This window comes from Mesorhizobium sp., from assembly GCF_004962245.1.
Classification (GTDB): domain Bacteria; phylum Pseudomonadota; class Alphaproteobacteria; order Rhizobiales; family Rhizobiaceae; genus Mesorhizobium.
In genome coordinates this window covers 1-20,465 of record NZ_SUHQ01000051.1, presented here as the reverse complement: position 1 = coordinate 20,465, position 20,465 = coordinate 1, and the positions used below count along the sequence as shown (strand labels likewise).

16 protein-coding genes and 1 tRNA gene are annotated in these 20,465 nt (G+C 62.2%); 14 read left to right on the top strand and 3 right to left on the bottom strand.

What is annotated here, in order from left to right; all coding sequences use genetic code 11:
• Positions 1–204, bottom strand: a 204-nt coding sequence (locus E5X88_RS31690; RefSeq protein ID WP_292168137.1) for a hypothetical protein, incomplete at its 3' end; no start/stop codon positions are given.
• An 18-nt stretch (positions 205–222) separates the two neighbouring features.
• Between E5X88_RS31690 and E5X88_RS31685 the strand changes: the two genes are divergently transcribed.
• From E5X88_RS31685 to rpoC, 11 genes are all read left to right on the top strand, one after another.
• Complete coding sequence (locus tag E5X88_RS31685) at positions 223–1,911, top strand: hypothetical protein (protein WP_292168136.1); 1,689 nt, start codon at positions 223–225, stop codon at positions 1,909–1,911.
• A 110-nt stretch (positions 1,912–2,021) separates the two neighbouring features.
• Positions 2,022–2,504, top strand: a complete 483-nt coding sequence (locus E5X88_RS31680; RefSeq protein WP_292168134.1) for a group II truncated hemoglobin — start codon at positions 2,022–2,024, stop codon at positions 2,502–2,504.
• Positions 2,505–2,674: 170 nt separating this feature from the next.
• Positions 2,675–2,750 (top strand) — tRNA-Trp (locus E5X88_RS31675).
• A 442-nt stretch (positions 2,751–3,192) separates the two neighbouring features.
• Positions 3,193–3,396, top strand: coding sequence for a preprotein translocase subunit SecE (gene secE, locus E5X88_RS31670; protein ID WP_126042461.1), 204 nt, complete (start codon positions 3,193–3,195; stop codon positions 3,394–3,396).
• Positions 3,397–3,423: 27 nt separating this feature from the next.
• Positions 3,424–3,951, top strand: a complete 528-nt coding sequence (nusG, locus tag E5X88_RS31665; RefSeq protein ID WP_126042459.1) for a transcription termination/antitermination protein NusG — start codon at positions 3,424–3,426, stop codon at positions 3,949–3,951.
• 156 nt (positions 3,952–4,107) lie between these two features.
• On the top strand, positions 4,108–4,536 hold the full coding sequence (gene rplK, locus E5X88_RS31660) for a 50S ribosomal protein L11 (protein WP_029352163.1): 429 nt from the start codon (positions 4,108–4,110) through the stop codon (positions 4,534–4,536).
• Positions 4,537–4,540: 4 nt separating this feature from the next.
• Positions 4,541–5,239, top strand: a complete 699-nt coding sequence (gene rplA / locus E5X88_RS31655) for a 50S ribosomal protein L1 (RefSeq protein ID WP_292168130.1) — start codon at positions 4,541–4,543, stop codon at positions 5,237–5,239.
• Positions 5,240–5,635: 396 nt separating this feature from the next.
• Complete coding sequence (gene rplJ / locus E5X88_RS31650) at positions 5,636–6,154, top strand: 50S ribosomal protein L10 (protein WP_292168128.1); 519 nt, start codon at positions 5,636–5,638, stop codon at positions 6,152–6,154.
• A 54-nt stretch (positions 6,155–6,208) separates the two neighbouring features.
• Positions 6,209–6,586, top strand: a complete 378-nt coding sequence (gene rplL / locus E5X88_RS31645) for a 50S ribosomal protein L7/L12 (protein ID WP_023680442.1) — start codon at positions 6,209–6,211, stop codon at positions 6,584–6,586.
• Between the two features lie 251 nt (positions 6,587–6,837).
• Positions 6,838–10,974, top strand: a complete 4,137-nt coding sequence (rpoB, locus tag E5X88_RS31640) for a DNA-directed RNA polymerase subunit beta (RefSeq protein WP_292168126.1) — start codon at positions 6,838–6,840, stop codon at positions 10,972–10,974.
• A gap of 134 nt (positions 10,975–11,108) precedes the next feature.
• Positions 11,109–15,305: a DNA-directed RNA polymerase subunit beta' gene (gene rpoC / locus E5X88_RS31635; protein WP_292168125.1), complete on the top strand. Its 4,197-nt coding sequence runs from the start codon at positions 11,109–11,111 to the stop codon at positions 15,303–15,305.
• A gap of 162 nt (positions 15,306–15,467) precedes the next feature.
• Here rpoC and E5X88_RS31630 read toward each other — a convergent pair whose 3' ends face one another.
• Both E5X88_RS31630 and E5X88_RS31625 read right to left on the bottom strand, forming a co-directional pair.
• A complete protein-coding gene (locus tag E5X88_RS31630) occupies positions 15,468–16,403 on the bottom strand; it encodes a Gfo/Idh/MocA family oxidoreductase (RefSeq protein ID WP_292168122.1) in 936 nt (311 codons plus the stop codon).
• 148 nt (positions 16,404–16,551) lie between these two features.
• Complete coding sequence (locus E5X88_RS31625) at positions 16,552–16,833, bottom strand: transcriptional regulator (protein WP_292168120.1); 282 nt, start codon at positions 16,831–16,833, stop codon at positions 16,552–16,554.
• A gap of 463 nt (positions 16,834–17,296) precedes the next feature.
• Here E5X88_RS31625 and rpsL point away from each other — a divergent pair, with 463 nt between their 5' ends.
• The 3 genes from rpsL to fusA all read left to right on the top strand — a co-directional run bounded on the left by rpsL (position 17,297) and on the right by fusA (position 20,344).
• Entirely contained in the window at positions 17,297–17,668 is a 372-nt protein-coding gene (gene rpsL / locus E5X88_RS31620; protein WP_126042443.1) for a 30S ribosomal protein S12, read from the top strand.
• A gap of 85 nt (positions 17,669–17,753) precedes the next feature.
• A complete protein-coding gene (gene rpsG, locus E5X88_RS31615; protein ID WP_008875664.1) occupies positions 17,754–18,224 on the top strand; it encodes a 30S ribosomal protein S7 in 471 nt (156 codons plus the stop codon).
• Between the two features lie 29 nt (positions 18,225–18,253).
• The gene (gene fusA, locus E5X88_RS31610; RefSeq protein WP_292168119.1) at positions 18,254–20,344 is read left to right on the top strand and encodes an elongation factor G; all 2,091 of its coding nucleotides are present in this window, start codon (positions 18,254–18,256) and stop codon (positions 20,342–20,344) included.
• The last annotated feature ends 121 nt before the right edge of the window (positions 20,345–20,465 follow it).

The window sequence follows — 20,465 nt, the reverse complement described above, 5'->3', positions numbered from 1 at the left end:
CGTGAAGGCGGCCGCACCGTCGGTGCCGGCATCGTCGTCACCATCAAAGAGTAATCGACACCGGCATTTGCCGGTCACATCGAATGCGAAAGGGCAGTCCTCGGGGCTGCCCTTTTTGTATTTTAAGTACAGCCGACATGCGCTTGCGGCGTCGTCGCAAAACCCTGTTGCAAGCGTCCAAACCTCAACTAGTATAAGTTGCATCGTTGGGGGCTTGCCCAAATGGTTCCGTGGCGCCGTTTGAATGGCCAGACATGGTGGTCGCTCGGGCTGATCTGCCTGGCGTCGTTCCTTGTCATGGGAGACGCTGCTTTCGCGGCGAACACAAAAAAATCCGCGTCGGATCTTGGCCCGACGATGCGGTTTGTCATCGTCCGCAGCAGCGCGCCTGGTTGCGAACCGACCTGCCCGGAATGGATATCGGCCGAAGGCTCGATAGAAGCCGGCACGCCGGCCCTTTTCAAACGCACGCTCAAAGCTCTCGGCGGTCGAAAACTGCCGCTTGTCGTGGATTCTCCCGGCGGCAACGTCGATGCGGCGCTGGCACTGGGCCGTCTGATCCGCAAGAACAAGCTCGATATCGCGGTCGGCAAGACCCAGTTCGTCGGCTGCCTGCCCGACGTGAAGAACTGCAAGGAAAACGACGGCAAGGGCGCCCGGTATTTCGGCAGTCCCTATGCTGGCGGCGCCATCTGCAATTCCGCTTGCCCGCTGATGTTTGCCGGTGGCATCAGGCGTGTGGTCGGGCAATGGGCCTATCTCGGCGTCCATCAGATCACTACGACCTATATCAGGACGAAATTGCAGTACCGAACCACGTATCGCGTGGTGAGAGGCAAGAAGAAGGTCCTCAGCAAGAAGATCGTCAGCCGCAAGAACGCCGGCAGCTACAAGACCTATGAGATGAGCAAGGCGACGGAGAAAAGACTGGCGGCCTATCTCAAGGAGATGGGTGTCGGCCGGGACGTGCTCGAGACGATGAAGAACACGCCGGCCAGCAGCATCCAGCAACTGGCTCCCTACGACATGCTGCAGGCAAACCTCGTCACCAGCCTGGATTCCGTCGACCTGCTGACCGCGGCAACCCTGTGCAAAACCGATCCGGTGGCCGCGAACTGCAGGGAAATACCGGCGCCGGCGGACAAAGCCACGAAGCCTGCCGGCGACGCGATGGCGTACGCCAAGCCCGCTCCCGCCGCGTCGGCCGAACCCGAAGCCGTGCGGCGGGACGACGTCAAGGATATGCGCTTCGTTCTGGTTCGAGGCAGAAGTTTTCTCTGCGATCCCAATTGTCCCGAATGGATCTCTGCGGAAGGCACCATCAGCACTCAAACGCCGGAGCGGCTGCGCCAGTTGCTTGACACGATCGGCGATCGGCGACTGCCCGTGGTGGTCAACTCGCCCGGAGGTGACGTGCTCGGCGCTCTGGCCACTGGAAGGTTGATTAGAGAACGCAAGCTCGACGTGGCCGTTGCACGGACGGACTTCATCGGATGCGAGCCGGACAAGGCGGATTGCACCGCCGAAGACGGCGTCTATGTCGGGCTCACGATCGATGCGAGCGGCGAGTGTGGCGCAGCCTGTCCGATCATGCTCGCTGGCGGCGTCAGACGCCTTGTCGGTCCTCGTGCGCAGGTGACCGTGCATTCGATGGGGCTGGAGCAGCGGGTCAAATCCTATCTCAGGGACATGGCGGTCGGACCCGGTCTGCTGGCGGCGATGCGGTCGGTGCCGGACTCGCGCCATCGGCAGCTCGAACCCGCCATGATGTTGAAAGTCGGGCTGACGACCGGGCTTGAATCGGTGGATGAATTTACCGGTCCGACCATCTGCAAATTGGAGCCCATGCCGGAGAATTGCCGCATGGTGTCGACGTCCGAGGTTCAGGCCGACACGCCCGTCAAGTTGTAGGGCGCAGACGCCGCAGAGGCCCAACTGGCCATCGAGGCAGGTTGAGCAACGTTCGATAGTTCCGCTATCGTCCCGAAGCAATTGACAGTCCGCCCCGTCGAGGATCGAGAATGAGCCAGGATATTCCGACATTGTTCGAATGGGCCGGCGGCACCGCAGCCCTGAACCGCCTGACCCAAACGTTCTACGGCAAGGTGTCTCGGGATCCGGTCGTCGGCCCGGTGTTCAAAAACATGTCGCCGGATCATCCTGCCCATGTCGCGGCCTTCATCGGCGAGGTCTTCGGCGGACCGAAGACCTACAGCGAAAAGCATGGCGGTCACCGCGAGATGGTGGTGCATCATCTCGGCAGGCATCTGAGCGAAGAGCAGCGCCGGCGCTGGATCGATCTGCTCGCTGATGCCGCCGATGAGGTCGGGCTGCCGGACGATCCGGAATTCCGCTCGGCTTTCATGGCCTATGTCGAATGGGGGTCGCGGTTGGCCAAGATGAACTCCAATCTCGGCGAGACCTGCGATCCGGAGACGGAACCGATGCCGGCCTGGGGGTGGGGCGTACCGGGAGGTCCTTATCAGCCGCCGTCGGGCGGGTGATCCCGGCTTGCGGCGACCTCAGGCGAGGGGTCGAGATCGACCTGACGGACTGGTCGTCGCCTATCCGGATTTCTGGTGCACGACGTGAATGGCACAATCCAATCAGACCGCTCTTTACAGAGCGCGCGGAAGCTTTTAGGAAGCGCCTGCTGCGCCGACACGCGCGCGATACGGGCATAGCTCAGTTGGTAGAGCGGCGGTCTCCAAAACCGCAGGTCGTAGGTTCGAGCCCTGCTGCCCGTGCCATTTTTCAAAATGGCGAACCGAAACGTCTACAGCGTCGTTGCGCATGATCCTTCCGAACCCAGGGGCAGCGCAGCAAAATCGATCGCGGTTTCGCGCGCATGCGCTGGTTTCCATCAGCCAGCCTTTGAAAACCGGCGGGTGACTTGCCATTTAGGTTGGATTGGGGCATAAGAGCGCCATAGCCGGGACGGGACGACTGGATGGTTCCGAGGCGGCGTTTGTCATAAAGCGGACACTTGCCACTTGCGTGGATCAAGAATCGGTTTTATGTAGAGGAAACAGACACGCGACGCGTGGAGCTGGGAAGCCGGCTTTACGCGTCCGATTTGCATGGGCGAAATGATTGCGCTGATTCGGCGCGAACACGGGCTCAGGCGGCACATCCCGGTCAACGGGATCATCCAGGAGATCCGGTCAACGGGTCTTGCAGACAGAGCGGCACATGGCTTCGAAAACCACAAATCCTTTCGTCTTTCTCCAGCAGGTTCGCTCGGAGACCGCCAAGGTGACTTGGCCGTCCCGGCGCGAAACGATGATCTCGACGGTGATGGTCCTGGCGTTCGCTGTGATCGCGATGATCTTTTTCTTTACCGCCGATCAGCTCATGGGCCTTGGGGTCGAGCAGATTCTGGGCATTGGACGCTAAGTCCGGCGATTACGGAGAAGTCTTGATATGACTGCGCGGTGGTACATCGTCCACGCCTATTCGAACTTTGAAAAAAAGGTCGCCGAGGACATCGAGCACAAGGCCAAGCAGAAAGGCCTGTCCGCTGAAATCGAGCAGATCGTGGTGCCGACCGAGAAGGTCGTCGAGATTCGCCGCGGCCGCAAGGTCGATGCCGAGCGCAAGTTCTTCCCGGGTTACGTGCTCCTGAAGGCCAACCTGACCGATGCGGTGTTCTCGCTCGTGAAGAACACGCCGAAGGTCACCGGCTTCCTGGGTGACTCGAAGCCGGTGCCGATCACCGAGGCCGAGGCCCAGCGCATCCTGAACCAGGTGCAGGAAGGCGTCGAGCGGCCGAAGCCGTCGGTCACTTTCGAGATCGGCGAGGCGATCCGCGTCTCGGACGGCCCGTTCGCGTCGTTCAACGGTTTTGTCCAGGAAGTGGACGAGGAGCGGGCGCGGCTCAAGGTGGAAGTTTCGATCTTCGGGCGCGCCGTGCCGGTCGATCTTGAATTCGGACAGGTCGAAAAGGGCTGATCCGGGATCCTCGTCGCTCATTCGGCGATGAGGGAGGCGGCGCGGAGATCGCGCGGCCACAACGGTGGGAGGCGAATGCGGCTTAGCCGGCCGCAGGAACCGCACCACCAGACTGCAACCGCCGGCAAGGCCGGCATGAGATAAAGGCAGGAAGAGATGGCTAAGAAAATTGCAGGCCAGCTCAAGCTCCAGGTTTCCGCGGGCTCGGCTACGCCGTCGCCCCCGATCGGACCGGCGCTTGGTCAGCGCGGCATCAACATCATGGAGTTCTGCAAGGCGTTCAACGCGCAGACCCAGGAAATGGAAAAGGGATCGCCGATTCCGGTCGTGATCACCTACTACCAGGACAAGTCGTTCACCTTCGTCATGAAGACGCCGCCGGTGAGCTACTTCCTGAAGAAGGCCGCGAACCTGAAGTCGGGCTCGAAGGAGCCGGGCAAGGTCAAGGCCGGCACGATCGGCCGCGACAAGGTGCGCGCCATCGCCGAGCAGAAGATGAAGGATCTGAACGCAACCGATATCGAGGGAGCCATGCGCATGGTCGAGGGCTCCGCCCGCTCGATGGGTCTGGAAGTGGTGGGCTGAGATCATGGCAAAGATTGCAAAGCGTGTATCGAAGACCCGCGAAGGCATCGATCCCAACAAGGCCTATGCCCTGGGTGACGCGCTGAAGCTGCTCAAGGAGCGGTCCTCGGTGAAGTTCGACGAGACCATTGAAGTCGCGATGAACCTGGGTGTCGACCCGCGTCATGCCGACCAGATGGTCCGTGGCGTGGTCAATCTGCCGAACGGCACCGGCCGTACCGTCCGCGTCGCCGTTTTCGCGCGTGGCGACAAGGCCGACGAAGCCAAGGCCGCCGGCGCCGATGTCGTTGGCGCCGAGGATCTGGTCGAAATCGTCCAGAAGGGAACGATCGACTTCGATCGCTGCATCGCCACGCCGGACATGATGCCGCTGGTCGGCCGTCTGGGCAAGGTGCTCGGCCCGCGTGGCATGATGCCGAACCCGAAGGTCGGTACCGTCACCACCGACGTTGCCGCCGCCGTCAAGGCGTCGAAGGGCGGCGCCGTCGAGTTCCGCGTCGAGAAGGCCGGCATCGTTCATGGCGGCGTTGGCAAGGTCTCGTTCGACGTCAAGGCGCTGGAAGAGAACGTCCGCGCCTTCGCTGACGCGGTGAACAAGGCGAAGCCGGCTGGCGCCAAGGGCAACTACGTCAAGAGGGTGTCGGTCACCTCGACGATGGGCCCAGGCCTCAAGCTCGACGTCTCGACGCTGACAGCGTCCTGATACGAACGATCTGGATTGGCCGCTAAAGGGCTGATCCGCCAACAGAATTCCGGGCCTCCAATTTATCTTGGCGGCCCGGTACCGGAAGTCGGAAGGCTTCCGGACATCCTGTCCGAGATTGCAGGCGGCCCTCAAGCCTAATTCAAAGGGGGCCTTAATTCATGTGGGCCTGCATGAGACGGGTGAAGACCGGACAACGGAGCGACTGCTCCAATGAAAGGTTCGAACCGTGTTTGCCTTTTGTCTGCGCACCATTCGGCTTGCCGGCTGGTGTGGCGAAAGGGGGCAGGATCCTCGAGCGTCGTTCGGGAGATCCGTAACTGGATGGCCCGGCCGGCAAAAGGCAACCCGACGCCTGTCCTCGTGAATGGGGCAGGGGTCAACTGGAGATAGGCAGTGGACAGAGCGGAAAAACGCGAACTCGTCACGGGCCTGAATGATGCGTTTTCAAGCGCTGGTTCAGTCGTCGTGGCCCACTACGCCGGTATCACCGTCGCGCAAATGAACGACCTCCGGTCGAAGATGCGCGCCGCCGGTGGCACCGTCAAAGTCGCGAAGAACCGTCTCGCCAAAATCGCTCTTCAGGGCACGGACTCCGCATCGATCATCGATCTGTTCAAGGGACAGACGCTGATCGCTTATTCGGAGGATCCGGTTACGGCGCCGAAGGTCGCGTCCGATTTCGCCAAGGGAAATGACAAGCTCGTCATTCTCGGCGGCGCAATGGGCACCACCTCGCTCAACGCCGACGGTGTGAAGGCACTCGCCGCACTTCCGTCGCTCGATGAGCTGCGCGGCAGGCTGGTTGGCATGATCGCCACACCGGCAACCCGGATCGCCCAGATCGTCAATGCGCCTGCGGCTTCGGTCGCGCGCGTTATCGGCGCTTACGCCCGGAAGGACGAGGCGGCATGAGGCCGTTCCTCGCTATCACAAACACACGTTCGAACCTTATGAAGGAATATTGCAATGGCTGATCTCGCAAAGATCGTAGACGACCTTTCGAAGCTGACCGTCCTCGAGGCGGCCGAGCTGTCGAAGCTTCTGGAAGAAAAGTGGGGCGTTTCCGCCGCTGCTCCGGTGGCGGTTGCCGCCGCTGGCGGTGCTGCGGCCGCTGCTGCTCCGGTCGAAGAAAAGACGGAATTCGACGTCGTCCTCACCGAGGCGGGCGCTCAGAAGATCAACGTCATCAAGGAAGTTCGCGCCATCACCGGTCTTGGCCTCAAGGAAGCCAAGGATCTGGTCGAGGCGGCTCCGAAGCCGGTCAAGGAAGCCGTTTCCAAGGCCGACGCGGACAAGTTCAAGGCCCAGCTGGAAGCAGCCGGCGCCAAGGTCGAACTGAAGTAAGCGTTGAGTACCGGCGGGCGGCTTCGCGCCGTCCGCCACTCCCTTGGCGCGAAGGGAGGCTGCGTAACGCGAAGTACGAAAACCTCTTTCCTGAGGGCCGTGAACCGGCCTTCAGGAAACGGGTTTTCTCCCGTTTTGGCCGGCCACCGACAGGTGGCGGGTGAACAAATAGAAGGCCGCCGCCGAGGTGGCCGAGAATGCAAGGCGAGCCGCGGCGAGGCTCGCCCCGAGAATCGAGCTAAGGAGCGACGATGGCCCAGACACAGACTTTCAATGGCCGCAGACGCGTACGCAAGTTCTTCGGAAAGATCCCGGAAGTTGCGGAGATGCCGAACCTGATCGAGGTTCAGAAGGCATCCTATGACCAGTTCCTGATGGTGGAGGAGCCCAAGGGCGGGCGTCCTGATGAGGGACTGCAGGCGGTTTTCAAGTCGGTCTTCCCGATCTCCGACTTTTCCGGCTCCTCGATGCTGGAATTCGTGAAGTACGAGTTCGAAGGACCGAAATTCGACGTTGACGAATGCCGTCAGCGCGACCTGACCTATGCCGCGCCGCTGAAGGTGACGCTGCGCCTCATCGTGTTCGATATCGACGAGGACACCGGTGCCAAGTCGATCAAGGACATCAAGGAGCAGGACGTCTACATGGGCGACATGCCGCTCATGACCTTGAACGGCACCTTCATCGTCAACGGCACCGAGCGCGTCATCGTCTCGCAGATGCACCGTTCGCCGGGCGTCTTCTTCGATCATGACAAGGGCAAGTCGCACTCGTCGGGCAAGCTGCTGTTTGCCGCGCGCGTCATCCCCTATCGCGGCTCGTGGCTCGACATCGAGTTCGACTCCAAGGACGTCGTGCACGCCCGCATCGACCGCCGCCGCAAGATTCCGGTAACGTCGCTGTTGATGGCGCTCGGCATGGACGCCGAGGAGATCCTGTCGACCTTCTACAACAAGATCACCTACAAGCGCGCCGGCGACCATTGGCGCATCCCGTTCAACGTCGAGCGTTTCCGTGGCCTCAAGGCCGTTGGCGACCTGGTCGACGCCGATACCGGCGAAGTGGTCGTCGAGGCCGGCAAGAAGATCACCGCACGCCAGGCCCGTCAGCTTGGCGAAAAGGGTCTCAAGGCGATCAAGGCGACCGACGAGGATCTGCTCGGCAACTATCTTGCCGAGGACATCGTCAACTACGGCACCGGCGAGATTTTCCTCGAAGCCGGCGACGAGATCGACGAAAAGACGCTGAAGGTGCTTCTCGGCGCCGGCGATGACGAGATCAAGGTTCTCGACATCGACCACGTCAATGTCGGCGCCTACATCCGCAACACGCTCAGCGTCGACAAGAACGAGAGCCGCCAGGACGCGCTGTTCGATATCTACCGCGTCATGCGCCCCGGCGAGCCGCCGACGCTCGAGACCGCCGAAGCCATGTTCAACTCGCTGTTCTTCGACAGCGAGCGCTATGATCTGTCGGCCGTCGGCCGCGTCAAGATGAACATGCGCCTCGAGCTTAAGGCCGAGGATACCGTGCGCGTGCTGCGCAAGGACGACATCCTGGCCGTGGTCAAGACGCTCGTCGAACTGCGCGACGGCAAAGGCGAGATCGACGACATCGACAATCTCGGCAATCGCCGCGTGCGCTCGGTCGGCGAGCTGATGGAAAACCAGTACCGCGTCGGCCTGCTGCGCATGGAGCGCGCGATCAAGGAGCGCATGTCGTCGATCGAGATCGATACGGTGATGCCGCAGGACCTGATCAACGCCAAGCCGGCGGCTGCCGCCGTGCGCGAGTTCTTCGGTTCCTCGCAGCTGTCGCAGTTCATGGACCAGACGAACCCGCTGTCGGAGATCACCCACAAGCGCCGCCTCTCGGCTCTTGGACCCGGTGGTCTGACCCGCGAGCGCGCCGGCTTCGAGGTGCGCGACGTGCACCCGACGCATTACGGCCGCATCTGCCCGATCGAGACGCCGGAAGGCCCGAATATCGGTCTGATCAACTCGCTGGCCACCTTTGCGCGCGTCAACAAGTACGGCTTCATCGAGAGCCCGTACCGCAAGATCGTTAACGGCAAGCTGACCAATGAGGTCGTCTACCTCTCCGCGATGGAAGAGGCCAAGCACCACGTTGCGCAGGCCAATGCCGAGCTCGACAAGAATGGTGGTTTCGTCGACGAGTTCGTCATTTGCCGCAACGCCGGCGAAGTGATGATGGCGCCGCGCGAAAACGTCGATCTGATGGACGTGTCGCCGAAGCAGATGGTGTCGGTGGCCGCGGCCCTGATCCCGTTCCTCGAGAACGACGACGCCAACCGCGCCCTGATGGGCTCGAACATGCAGCGTCAGGCCGTGCCGCTGGTGCGCGCCGAAGCGCCGTTTGTCGGCACCGGCATGGAGCCGATCGTCGCCCGTGACTCGGGCGCCGCCATCGGCGCCCGCCGTGGCGGCATCGTCGACCAGGTGGACGCGACGCGTATCGTCATCCGCGCCACGGAAGATCTCGATCCCGGCAAGTCCGGCGTCGACATCTACCGGCTGATGAAGTTCCAGCGTTCGAACCAGAACACCTGCATCAACCAGCGTCCGCTGGTGCGCATGGGCGACCGGGTCAACAAGGGCGACATCATCGCCGACGGTCCGTCGACCGAGCTTGGCGACCTGGCGCTTGGCCGCAACGTGCTGGTCGCGTTCATGCCGTGGAACGGCTACAACTACGAGGACTCGATCCTCTTGTCCGAGCGCATCGTCGCCGACGACGTCTTCACCTCGATCCACATCGAGGAGTTCGAGGTCATGGCGCGCGACACCAAGCTCGGGCCTGAGGAAATCACGCGCGACATTCCCAACGTCTCGGAAGAAGCGCTGAAGAACCTCGACGAGGCCGGTATCGTCTACATCGGCGCGGAAGTGCAGCCGGGCGACATCCTGGTCGGCAAGATCACGCCGAAGGGTGAAAGCCCGATGACGCCGGAAGAGAAGCTTCTGCGCGCCATCTTCGGCGAAAAGGCATCGGACGTGCGTGACACCTCCATGCGCATGCCGCCCGGAACCTTCGGCACCGTCGTCGAGGTGCGCGTCTTCAACCGCCATGGTGTGGAGAAGGACGAGCGCGCCATGGCGATCGAGCGCGAGGAGATCGAACGCCTCGCCAAGGACCGTGACGACGAGCAGGCGATCCTCGACCGCAACGTCTATTCGCGCCTTTCCGACGTTCTCGTCGGCAAGGAAGCGATTGCCGGACCGAAGGGCTTCAAGAAGGGCTCGAAACTGTCGAAGGACATGCTCGACGAGTATCCGCGTTCGCAGTGGTGGCAGTTTGCGGTGGAGAACGAAAAGCTCCAGAGCGAACTGGAAGCCCTGCGTGGCCAGTACGACGATTCCAAGAAGGCGCTCGAACAGCGCTTCATGGACAAGGTCGAGAAGGTGCAGCGCGGCGACGAGATGCCTCCCGGCGTCATGAAGATGGTCAAGGTCTTCGTGGCTGTGAAGCGCAAGATGCAGCCCGGCGACAAGATGGCCGGCCGGCACGGCAACAAGGGTGTCGTGTCGCGGATCGTTCCGGTCGAGGACATGCCGTTCCTCGAGGACGGCACGCATGCCGATATCGTGCTCAACCCGCTGGGTGTGCCGAGCCGCATGAATGTCGGCCAGATCCTGGAGACGCATCTGGGCTGGGCTTGTGCCGGAATGGGCAGGAAGATCGGTGAGCTGATCGACGCCTACAAGACGGGCGGCGACATCAAGCCGCTGCGCAAGACGCTCGAGAGCTTCATGCCGGCCAACGACCGCAACGAGCCGGTTCGCGAGTATGACGACGAGAGTATCGTTCGCCTCAGCGAGCAGATGCGTCGCGGCGTCTCGATCGCGACACCGGTGTTCGACGGCGCGCACGAGGCCGACATCAACATCATGCTGGAGCAGGCGGGCCTGCACACCAGCGGTCAGTCGCAGCTCTATGACGGGCGCACCGGCGAGCCGTTCGACCGCAAAGTGACGATGGGCTACATATATATGCTCAAGCTTCACCATCTTGTGGACGACAAGATCCACGCGCGTTCGATCGGACCGTACTCGCTCGTTACCCAGCAGCCGCTGGGCGGCAAGGCGCAGTTCGGTGGCCAGCGCTTCGGCGAGATGGAGGTCTGGGCGCTCGAAGCGTACGGCGCCGCCTACACGCTGCAGGAGATGCTGACGGTGAAGTCGGATGACGTCGCCGGCCGCACCAAGGTCTACGAGGCGATCGTCAGAGGCGACGACACGTTCGAGGCTGGCATTCCCGAGAGCTTCAACGTTCTCGTCAAGGAAATGCGGTCTCTGGGCCTCAATGTCGAGCTGGAGAACACCAAGCTCGACGAAACACCAGTCCGGCTGCCCGACGCGGCCGAATAAGCCAGCGCGTGGTCGCGGGAGAGGGCTCCCGCGACCGCACGCACCAATTCTTCGGCCGATGGCCGACAAGTCGGCGGGCGTTTGGCCCGCGCTAGATGCAAGGGGTTTTCGAGGACCCCGAAAAGGAGAACGGCATGAACCAAGAGGTCATGAATCTCTTCAACCCCCAGGCGCCTGCGCAGGTGTTCGATTCCATCCGGATCTCGCTCGCCAGTCCTGAGAAGATTCTGTCCTGGTCGTTCGGCGAGATCAAGAAGCCGGAGACCATCAACTACCGCACCTTCAAGCCGGAGCGCGACGGTCTGTTCTGTGCGCGCATTTTCGGTCCGATCAAGGACTACGAGTGCCTGTGCGGCAAGTACAAGCGCATGAAGTACAAGGGCGTCATCTGCGAGAAGTGCGGCGTCGAAGTGACGCTGTCGCGCGTCCGCCGCGAGCGTATGGGCCATATCGAGCTGGCTGCGCCCGTCGCCCATATCTGGTTCCTGAAGTCGCTGCCGTCGCGTATCGGCACGCTGCTCGACATGACGCTGAAGGATATCGAGCGCGTTCTCTACTTCGAGAACTACATCGTCACCGAGCCCGGCCTCACCGCGCTGAAGGAGCACCAGCTTCTCAGTGAGGAGGAGTACATGATCGCCGTCGACGAATATGGCGAGGACTCGTTCACCGCCATGATCGGCGCCGAGGCCATCCACGACCTTCTGGCCGGTATGGACCTGGAGAAGATCGCCGGCGACCTGCGTTCGGAGCTGGCTTCGACCACGTCCGAGCTCAAGCAGAAGAAGTACCTGAAGCGGCTCAAGGTCGTCGAGAACTTCATGGAATCCGGCAACCGTCCGGAATGGATGATCATGAAGGTGGTTCCGGTGATCCCGCCGGACCTGCGTCCGCTGGTTCCTCTTGATGGTGGACGCTTCGCCACATCCGACCTCAACGATCTCTATCGCCGCGTCATCAACCGCAACAACCGCCTGAAGCGGCTGATCGAGCTGCGCGCGCCCGGCATCATCGTGCGCAATGAAAAGCGCATGCTGCAGGAAGCCGTCGACGCGCTGTTCGACAACGGCCGCCGCGGCCGCGTCATCACCGGCGCCAACAAGCGTCCGCTGAAGTCGCTGTCCGACATGCTCAAGGGCAAGCAGGGCCGGTTCCGCCAGAACCTACTCGGCAAGCGCGTCGATTATTCCGGCCGCTCGGTCATCGTGACCGGTCCGGAACTCAAGCTGCACCAGTGCGGCCTGCCGAAGAAGATGGCGCTCGAACTGTTCAAGCCCTTCATCTATGCCCGTCTCGACGCCAAGGGTTATTCCTCGACCGTCAAGCAGGCGAAGAAGCTGGTCGAGAAGGAGCGTCCGGAGGTCTGGGATATCCTCGACGAGGTTATCCGCGAGCATCCGGTGCTCTTGAACCGTGCGCCGACGCTGCACCGCCTCGGCATCCAGGCGTTCGAGCCGATCCTGATCGAAGGCAAGGCGATCCAGCTTCACCCGCTGGTCTGCACGGCCTTCAACGCCGACTTCGACGGCGACCAGATGGCGGTTCACGTGCCGCTGTCGCTGGAAGCGCAGCTTGAAGCCCGCGTGCTGATGATGTCGACCAACAACATCCTGCACCCGGCTTCCGGCGCGCCGATCATCGTGCCCTCGCAGGACATGGTTCTCGGCCTCTACTATCTCTCGATCGTCAACCAGAACGAGCCGGGCGAGGGCATGGTGTTTGCCGATATGGGCGAACTCCAGCACGCGCTCGAGACCAAGGCAGTGACGCTGCACGCCAAGATCAAGGGTCGCTTCCGCTCGGTCGACGCCGAAGGCAATGTCGTGTCGAAGATCTACGACACCACGCCCGGCCGCATGATCATCGGCGAGCTTCTGCCGAAGAACGTCAACGTGCCTTACGAGACCGCCAACCAGGAGATGACCAAGAAGAACATCTCCAAGATGATCGATACCGTCTACCGCCATTGCGGTCAGAAGGAGACGGTCATTTTCTGCGACCGCATCATGGCCCTCGGCTTCAGCCACGCCTGCCGCGCCGGTATCTCGTTCGGCAAGGACGACATGCTGATCCCGGATGCCAAGATCAAGCTCGTGTCCGACACCGAGGCTTTGGCCAAGGAATACGAGCAGCAGTATAATGACGGCCTGATCACGCAGGGCGAGAAGTACAACAAGGTCGTCGACGCCTGGGCCAAATGTTCGGAAAAGGTCGCCGACGAGATGATGGCCCGCATCAAGGCGGTCGAGTTCGAGGACAATGGCCGTCAAAAGCCGATGAACTCGATCTACATGATGTCGCACTCCGGTGCGCGCGGCTCGCCCACCCAGATGCGCCAGCTTGCCGGTATGCGCGGCCTGATGGCCAAGCCTAGCGGTGAGATCATCGAGACGCCGATCATCTCGAACTTCAAGGAAGGCCTGACCGTGCTCGAGTACTTCAACTCGACCCACGGCGCCCGCAAGGGTCTGGCAGACACCGCCTTGAAGACGGCGAACTCGGGTTACCTCACCCGTCGTCTGGTCGACGTGGCGCAGGACTGCATCGTCAACTCCGTCGACTGCGGCACCGACAAGGGCCTTACCATGCAGCCGATCGTCGATGCCGGTCAGGTCGTCGCTTCCGTCGGCCAGCGCGTTCTTGGCCGTACGGCGCTCGACGACATCACCCATCCGGTGTCGGGCGAGGTTCTGGTCAAGGCCGGAACGCTGATGGACGAACGCGACGTGGAGCAGATCGAAAAGGCCGGCGTCCAGTCGGTCCGCATCCGCTCGGCGCTGACCTGCGACGTCAGGGTCGGTGTGTGCGCGGTCTGCTACGGACGCGATCTGGCCCGCGGCACCCCGGTCAACCAGGGCGAGGCTGTCGGCGTCATCGCGGCGCAGTCGATCGGCGAGCCGGGTACTCAGCTCACCATGCGTACCTTCCACATGGGCGGTACGGCGCAGGTGGTGGATAGTTCGTTCCTTGAAGCCTCGTATGAGGGCAAGGTCGAGATCCGCAACCGCAACGTAGTGCGCAACTCCGACGGCCAGCAGATGGTCATGGGCCGCAACATGGCGGTGCTGATCCTCGACGAGGCCGGCAAGGAGCGCGCCACGCACCGTGTCACCTATGGTTCGCGCATCTTCGTGGACGATGGCGACAAGGTGAAGCGCGGCCAGCGCATCGCCGAGTGGGATCCTTATACCCGCCCGATCCTCACCGAAATCGAGGGCACGGTGCAGTTCGAGGATCTGGTCGACGGCATTTCCGTTCAGGAAACGGCCGACGAATCGACCGGCATCACCAAGCGCGAGGTCATCGACTGGCGTTCGACGCCACGCGGCAACGACCTCAAGCCGGCGATGATTGTCCAGGATACCAAGGGCAAGGTCGGCAAGCTGTCGAAGGGCGGCGACGCCCGCTTCCTGCTCTCGGTCGAGGCCATTCTTTCGGTCGAGCCGGGTGCGCATGTGAAGCCCGGCGACGTGCTGGCGCGTATCCCCCTGGAAAGCGCCAAGACCAAGGACATCACCGGCGGTCTGCCGCGTGTTGCCGAACTGTTCGAGGCACGCCGTCCGAAGGATCACGCCATCATCGCCGAGATCGACGGCACGATCCGCTTCGGCCGCGACTACAAGAACAAGCGCCGCATCATCATCGAGCCGCATGACTCGACGCTTGAGCCGGTCGAGTACCTGATCCCGAAGGGCAAGCCGTTCCATCTCCAGGACGGCGACGTCATCGAGAAGGGCGACTACATCCTCGACGGCAATCCGGCGCCGCACGACATCCTGGCGATCAAGGGCGTGGAGGCACTTGCCTCATACCTCGTCAACGAGATCCAGGAGGTCTACCGCCTGCAGGGCGTGTCGATCAACGACAAGCACATCGAGGTGATCGTTCGCCAGATGCTGCAGAAGGTCGAGATCACCGCGCAGGGCGACTCGACCTACATTCCGGGCGATCACGTCGACGTGATCGAGCTGGAAGAGGTCAACGAGCGCCTGGTCGAGGACGGCAAGAAGCCGGCCGAAGGCCAGCCGGTGCTCTTGGGCATCACCAAGGCCTCACTGCAGACGCCGTCCTTCATCTCGGCCGCCTCCTTCCAGGAGACGACCCGGGTGCTGACCGAAGCGGCGGTTGCCGGTAAGACCGACATGCTGCAGGGGCTGAAGGAAAACGTCATCGTCGGCCGGCTGATCCCGGCAGGCACCGGCGGCACGATGAGCCAGATCCGGCGCATCGCCACCTCGCGCGACGAGCTGATCATCGACGAGCGCCGCAAGGCGTCGGGCGTCGAGGTCGCCGAGCCGATGCTGACCGACATGGTTTCCGCCGCGCAGTAAGCGCGGCGGTACAGATCTCAGGCAACGAAGCCGTCGGGGCAACCCGGCGGCTTTTTTGTTTGAGGTGTTCGAGTGGCTATCTTCTGTGAGCACGATGGCGACGAAGTGAGCGAGGTGAGATTGGAAGGTCGACCAAGCTCGCTCTTCGCGCGGCGATCGACCTTAGTCGTAAAACGCCTCTACGACATTGCGCTTGCCGAGCATGAAGGCGTCGGCGACGTGCTGCAGCGGGGCGAGATCGACATCGGAAACGCCGGCGCGCACGATCTCGGCGAAACGCCTGTAGAGCATCGGATATTCGGCTTCCGGCTCGTCGTGAACGACGCGGCCGTCGACCGCGAGTTTTGACCCGCCGCCCGAAAGAACCATCGCGCCCTTGTCAGTCTCGGCCAGGATGTCCCAGCTTTGCGGGCCGGTCTGGCGCCAGTCGAGCTCCATCGTCACCGGCAAGCCGTTCGAGGTGCGCAGGGCAATGTGTGCGGCGATCGGGGCCGCGCGGTTTTCGGGAAAATCGAGGTCCGCCGAACTGATGAACATCGGCGGCAGGATATGGGTCGCGATCGACAGCGCGTTGATACCGGGATCGAACACGCCGAAGCCGCCTGGAGCCCAGATCCAGTCCTGGTTCGGGTGCCAGCGGCGCACGTCTTCCTTCCAGTTGATGGCGGCCGATCTGATCTGGGTCGAGCCGAGGAACGCGCGCGCGGCTTCCACCGCCGGCGCATAGCGCGAATGCCAGCTGGCGAACAGCGAGACGTCGTTTGTCGCCGCCAGTGCTTTCAGGTCCTCGACCTCGCTGACCGTGGCGCCGGGCGGCTTTTCCAGGAAGACGTGTTTTTTCGCTTCGAGCGCGGTTCGCGCGGCGTCGTAGCGGAACTGCGGCGGCATGCAGAGCGACACCGCCTCGAGTTCCGGCACCGCGTCGAGCATTGCCTCGATCGTTGGAAAGTTCGCGATGCCGTCCACCTTGCCGTGCCGGCTGGCTGCGGCGACAAGGCGGTAGTCCTGGTCCTTTGCCAGGGCCGGCAGGTGCTGGTCGCGGACGATCTTTCCCACCCCGACGATGCCGAGCTTGATAGGATCGCTATTCCTGGACATGGGAGACTCCGCGGATTGGAAATGCATTGCTCTTGGCAGCGATTGGTTCTTAGCAGAGAACCGATGCCGGGCAAGCCGCGGCAGGCTTGGCGGCGGCCTGCCGAGATCGGCCTCGTTTCAGATGCGCCCCTATTCGGATCGGCCTGCTTTAGACTGCGACGTCGAAGGTGACGATCGACACTTCGCCTTCGAGCGCGCCTTGGTAGGCCGACAGGTGTGGCTCTTCGTCGGGCACGCCGTCCAGGTCGCCGATCTGGTCGAGCTCGGCCTCGGCGTAGCCTTCGGCCGCCAGTGATTCGAGCGCTCGGCGCACCGCCGAATCGTCGTCGGGCGCGACCAGCATGACGTGGACGCCTTCCGGCTTGCCACCTTTCCTCTTCCACACCCGGCCCGTGATGATGGTGACCGGGCGCTCATCGTTGTCGTTCACGGGCCGATTCCTCCGGGCGAGGGGATTTGCGCTGTTCATGCCGCCTTTTTCGCATGAAGCCTGGCTGTACAACAGCCGGAAGCCGGTCACTTTCTTCCTTCCTCTTGCAAAATGGCGAAAGAAAATTACATGCGCTTTCCGCATGGCTGCCAAGCCTCGGTTTCAGCGCAATATTTGGCGCTCCGGGGTTGACGGGCAACAGGCTTGCGAGTAGAAGCCGGCCAGTCAGAACCGATGTGAGGCTCTCCCTTCCGAAGCGACGCGCTTTGGAGTTTGCCTCAAACAGGGTTCGTTTTACGAGCGAAAAGACATTTCCGGCGTGCATGAAGCGGCTTCCGCTTCCTCTGCCATTTGTTCGGGCAAGACCGCGAGTTGCGGTTTGTGGCCCGAATTTGCGTATGGAAATGACGCTTTGAGCGGCCCTGACCGGGCGAGACACGGAATTGAGAGACAAGAGGGTTTAATGCCTACCGTCAACCAGCTGATCCGCAAGCCGCGCATAGCGCCGGTGAAGCGCAACAAGGTCCCGGCCATGGAGCAGAACCCGCAGAAGCGGGGCGTCTGCACGCGCGTCTACACAACGACGCCGAAGAAGCCGAACTCTGCGCTGCGCAAGGTGGCCAAGATCCGCCTGACCAATGGTTTTGAAGTGATCGGTTACATCCCCGGCGAAGGTCACAACCTTCAGGAGCACTCCGTGGTGATGATCCGCGGCGGCCGCGTCAAGGATCTTCCTGGCGTCCGCTACCATATCATTCGTGGCGTGCTCGACACCCAGGGTGTGAAGAACCGCAAGCAGCGCCGTTCGAAATACGGCGCCAAGCGTCCGAAGTGACCGAAGCGTAGCGAAGGTCATCCCGGACGCAGCGAAGCGACGATCCGGGATCCAGGCCACCACGCAGAATTGAGGCAGAGAAAAAATGTCCCGTCGTCACAGTGCAGAAAAGCGTGAGATCAATCCGGACCCGAAGTTCGGCGATCTGATCGTCACCAAGTTCATGAACGCCGTCATGTATGATGGCAAGAAGTCGGTTGCCGAGACCATCGTCTACGGCGCGCTGGATCAGGTCCAGTCCAAGACCAAGCAGGAGCCGGTCACCGTCTTCCATCAGGCGCTCGACAATGTCGCGCCGCACGTGGAAGTGCGTTCGCGCCGCGTCGGTGGCGCCACCTACCAGGTTCCGGTCGACGTGCGCCCTGAGCGCCGTCAGGCGCTGGCCATCCGCTGGCTGATCGCCGCCGCCCGCAACCGCAACGAGACCACTATGGTCGACCGCCTCTCCGGCGAGCTTATGGACGCGGCCAACAACCGCGGCACCGCCGTCAAGAAGCGTGAAGACACCCACAAGATGGCAGAAGCCAACCGCGCCTTCGCGCACTACCGCTGGTAAAGCGCGAACGAGACTGAGAGGCACCTCCCATGGCCCGCGAATATAAAATCGAAGACTACCGCAATTTCGGTATCATGGCGCATATCGACGCCGGCAAGACGACGACCACCGAGCGCGTCCTCTACTACACGGGCAAGTCGCACAAGATCGGCGAAGTCCATGACGGCGCTGCCACCATGGACTGGATGGAGCAGGAGCAGGAACGCGGCATCACCATCACGTCGGCCGCGACCACGACCTTCTGGAAGGGTCGTGACGGCAAGATGCGCCGTTTCAACATCATCGACACTCCCGGCCACGTCGACTTCACCATCGAGGTCGAGCGTTCGCTGCGCGTGCTTGACGGCGCCATTGCGCTGCTCGACGCCAATGCCGGTGTTGAGCCGCAGACGGAAACCGTCTGGCGCCAGGCCGACAAGTACCGCGTGCCGCGCATGATCTTCTGCAACAAGATGGACAAGATCGGCGCCGATTTTTACCGCTCGGTCGAGATGATCGGCTCGCGCCTCGGCGCGCATGCCGTCGTCATGCAGCTGCCGATCGGTGCCGAGACCGAGTTCAAGGGCGTCGTCGACCTCGTCGAGATGAACGCGCTGGTCTGGCGTGACGAAACGCTGGGCGCTGCCTGGGATGTCGTCGAGATCCCGGACGACCTCAAGGCTCGTGCCGAAGAATACCGCGAGAAGATGATCGAAGCCGCCGTCGAAATGGACGAGACGGCGCTCGAGAATTACCTCGACGGCAAGATGCCGAGCAATGACGAGATCCGTGCGCTGATCCGCAAGGGCACCATTGCGGTGAAGTTCTACCCGATGTTCTGTGGCTCGGCCTTCAAGAACAAGGGCGTGCAGCCGCTGCTCGACGCCGTCGTCGAGTATCTGCCGTCGCCGGCCGACGTCCCGGCCATCAAGGGCGTTGATGCCAAGACCGACGCCGAGATCGAGCGTCACGCCGACGACAGCGAGCCGCTGTCGATGCTCGCCTTCAAGATCATGAACGACCCGTTCGTCGGTTCGCTCACCTTTGCCCGCATCTATTCGGGCAAGCTCGCCAAGGGCATCTCGGTCGACAACACGGTCAAGGGCAAGAAGGAGCGCATCGGCCGCATGCTGCAGATGCATGCGAACTCGCGCGCCGACGTCGAAGAGGCTTTCGCCGGCGACATCGTCGCCCTGGCCGGCCTCAAGGACACGACCACGGGCGATACGCTCTGCGATCCGCTGCATCCGGTGATCCTCGAGCGCATGGAATTCCCCGATCCGGTCATTCAGATCGCGATCGAGCCGAAGACCAAGAACGACCAGGAGAAGATGGGCCTTGCGCTGCATCGCCTGGCTGCCGAGGACCCCTCCTTCCGCGTCAAGACTGACGAGGAATCAGGCCAGACGATCATTTCCGGCATGGGTGAGCTCCACCTCGACATCATCGTCGATCGCATGCGTCGCGAGTTCAAGGTCGAGGCCAATGTCGGCGCGCCGCAGGTGGCCTATCGCGAGACGATCACCCGCAGCCAGGAGCAGGACTACACCCACAAGAAGCAGACCGGCGGCACGGGTCAGTTCGCTCGCGTCAAGATCCTTTTCGAGCCGAATCCGGAAAGCAGCGAATTCCTGTTCGAATCCAAGATCGTCGGCGGCGCTGTGCCGAAGGAATACATCCCCGGTGTCGAGAAGGGCATCAACAGCGTCATGACGTCGGGTCCTTTCGCCGGCTTCCCGATGATCGGCGTCAAGGCGACGCTGATCGATGGTGCCTACCATGACGTGGACTCCAGCGTTCTGGCCTTCGAAATCGCCGGTCGTGCCTGCTTCCGTGAAGCGGCGCCAAGACTTGGCGTGCAGCTGCTCGAGCCGATCATGAAGGTCGAAGTGGTGACGCCGGAAGATTATGTCGGCAGCGTTATCGGCGATCTGAACGGCCGTCGCGGCCAGATCCAGGGCCAGGAAGCCCGCGGCGTGGCGGTGGTTATCAACGCGATGGTGCCGCTCGCCAACATGTTCAAATACGTCGACAACCTGCGCTCGATGAGCCAGGGCCGCGCGGCCTATACGATGCAGTTCGATCACTACGAGCCGGTGCCGACCGCGGTCGCTCAGGAAGTCCAGAAGAAATACGCGTAACTCGAACGGGTTGCAGCGCTAACTTAATTCAAAGCCCGCACGGGCGAGCAGGAATGGAGAGATCACATGGCAAAAGGTAAATTCGAGCGTACAAAGCCTCATGTGAACATCGGCACGATTG